Source organism: Clostridium peptidivorans, assembly GCF_900205925.1.
GTDB classification, from domain to species: Bacteria; Bacillota; Clostridia; order Clostridiales; family Clostridiaceae; genus Clostridium_AK; species Clostridium_AK peptidivorans.
Genome location: NZ_OAOD01000048.1, coordinates 1 through 1,918, shown reverse-complemented (window position 1 = coordinate 1,918; position 1,918 = coordinate 1). Strand labels below are relative to the sequence as shown.

1 protein-coding gene and 2 pseudogenes are annotated in these 1,918 nt (G+C 39.4%); all 3 read right to left on the bottom strand.

The genetic code is table 11. The features are described from left to right. Positions 1-269: pseudogene (locus CRN98_RS17230) on the bottom strand (beta-alanyl-CoA:ammonia lyase); the annotation flags it as partial. Between the two features lie 201 nt (positions 270-470). Further along, the gene (locus CRN98_RS17225) at positions 471-1,652 is read right to left on the bottom strand and encodes a CaiB/BaiF CoA transferase family protein (protein ID WP_097028637.1); all 1,182 of its coding nucleotides are present in this window, start codon (positions 1,650-1,652) and stop codon (positions 471-473) included. Between the two features lie 29 nt (positions 1,653-1,681). Beyond that, positions 1,682-1,918 (bottom strand): annotated as a pseudogene (locus CRN98_RS17220) (acyl-CoA hydrolase); the annotation flags it as partial.

The following is a 1,918-nucleotide window of genomic DNA, read 5'->3' as shown; positions in this document are numbered from 1 at the left end:
TTGAAAACTTCAATTTTACAGTCACGAGATGTGTTCCCTACCTTTGTAAGTGTTGCTTTAAAATCAACCATATCCCCTACATAAATGTCCTTGTAACATTTAACATCATGATATCCAAGACAAAGTGACTCATCACCATCACATAAAATCATTTCTTCTGTCTCAACGTCTCCGATGAAGTCAAACTGACGTCCAATTGGCACTAATCCATCTGGATTGTTAGCATCTGCTGTTGTCATGTTATAGCTTAAAAAAGATACTTTTCTCATTATGATATCCCCCTATTTTGACGTGACTGCCTGTTAAAGCAGCCACGTTCTATATTGTGTATATACTTAATTTATCCGATGACTACCTGCCGTAAGACTCCCACTTCTACCAAAGTAAGAGATAACGGCAGCTACGTCCCTGGATAACGATTTCTAAGCTTCACCTGGAGTAAAAACTCCATCTGAAGCCAAGAACTCTGTTTATATTACACCTTCTGAACTTAGCTTTTTAAGTTCTTCTTCTGTAAGTCCGAAAACTTCTGCATTATGTTGTCCTAATAATGGAGATGAAGTTTCTACGCTACCTGGAGTTTCTGAAAGCTTTATAACACAACCCTGGAAATACTGATCCCCTGCTGTTGGGTGCTCACAATGCACCATCATTTCACGAGCCTGAATATGTGGATGCTCGATTGCTTCCTTAATATTTAATACTGGACCGCATGGGATTCCTGACTCATCCATTACGCCTTCTATTTCGCTCTTTGTGTGATTCTTACACCAGTCACGGATTAAATTTTGTAAGTCAGGTATATAGTTTTCGCAGCGCAAAACGTTTGTTTTATAGCGAGGATCCTCTAGAAGTTCTTCCTGTCCGATAGTTAAGCAGAATTTTTGGAACAATCTGTCATTGCCTACCCCAAGAGCAACGAAACCATCCTTACACTCATATATATCGAATGGAGAAATAGATGGGTCTACATTTCCGTTACGTTCTGGGATAAAGCCGCCTACTGTGTAGTTTACAATTGCATTTTCAAGCAAACTGAAGATTGTATCTATCATTGCTACGTCAACATGCTGGCCCTTACCTGTATTCTTACGGTCGTAAAGAGCTATAAGTACCCCTACTGTTAAGTAAATACCTGCAACGTGGTCTGCAACAGAAGGACCAACCTTTACGGGGTTCCCATCCTTAAAGCCTGTAAGGTTAACCATACCACCCATAGACTGTGCTACGATATCATAACAAGGACGGTGTGTGATTGGCCCATACTGGCCAAAACCTGAGCCTGAAGCATAGATTATAGTTGGGTTAACCTTCTTTACAGATTCATAATCAATACCAAGTTTCTTTGTAACACCACCCTTGTAGTTCTCAACTAAGACATCAGCATCCTTAACAAGGTCATAGAACATCTGTAACCCTTTTTCAGATTTAAGATTAAGAGTCACACCCTTTTTGTTACGGTTCACGTAGCAGTAAAAACCACTTTCACCGCTATTCTCATCAATTGGTCCCCATTCACGGCACTGTTCACCATTAACTGGTTCAATTTTTATAACATCTGCACCATAGTCAGCTAACATCATTGTACAAAATGGTCCATTTAATGCAGAAGTAAGATCAACTACTTTTATACCTTGAAGTGCTTTCCTCATTTATAAACTCCCCCTATATTCGTAATTTGTTAATATGCCTCGTAAACAAACTGAACCACTGTTGATAATGGTGGATCAGGTAGTACATCTATAGAACTTGGGAATGGTGGATCTGCAGGAACTTCAATAATCTTAAAAGAACGAACTTCAATTAATGCACGGTTTCCCTCTATGTTCTTAATTCTCGCAATATACTCCATGTAGTCACCTGCAAATGAAGGCGCATAAAGACGAACCTTCTTTACCTCAACACAATGACCAGTGTT

Coding starts and splice junctions, on each gene's coding strand:
- CRN98_RS17225 (WP_097028637.1), bottom strand. CDS start 1,652: ATGAGGAAAGCACTTCAAGGTATAAAAGTAGTTGATCTTACTTCTGCA.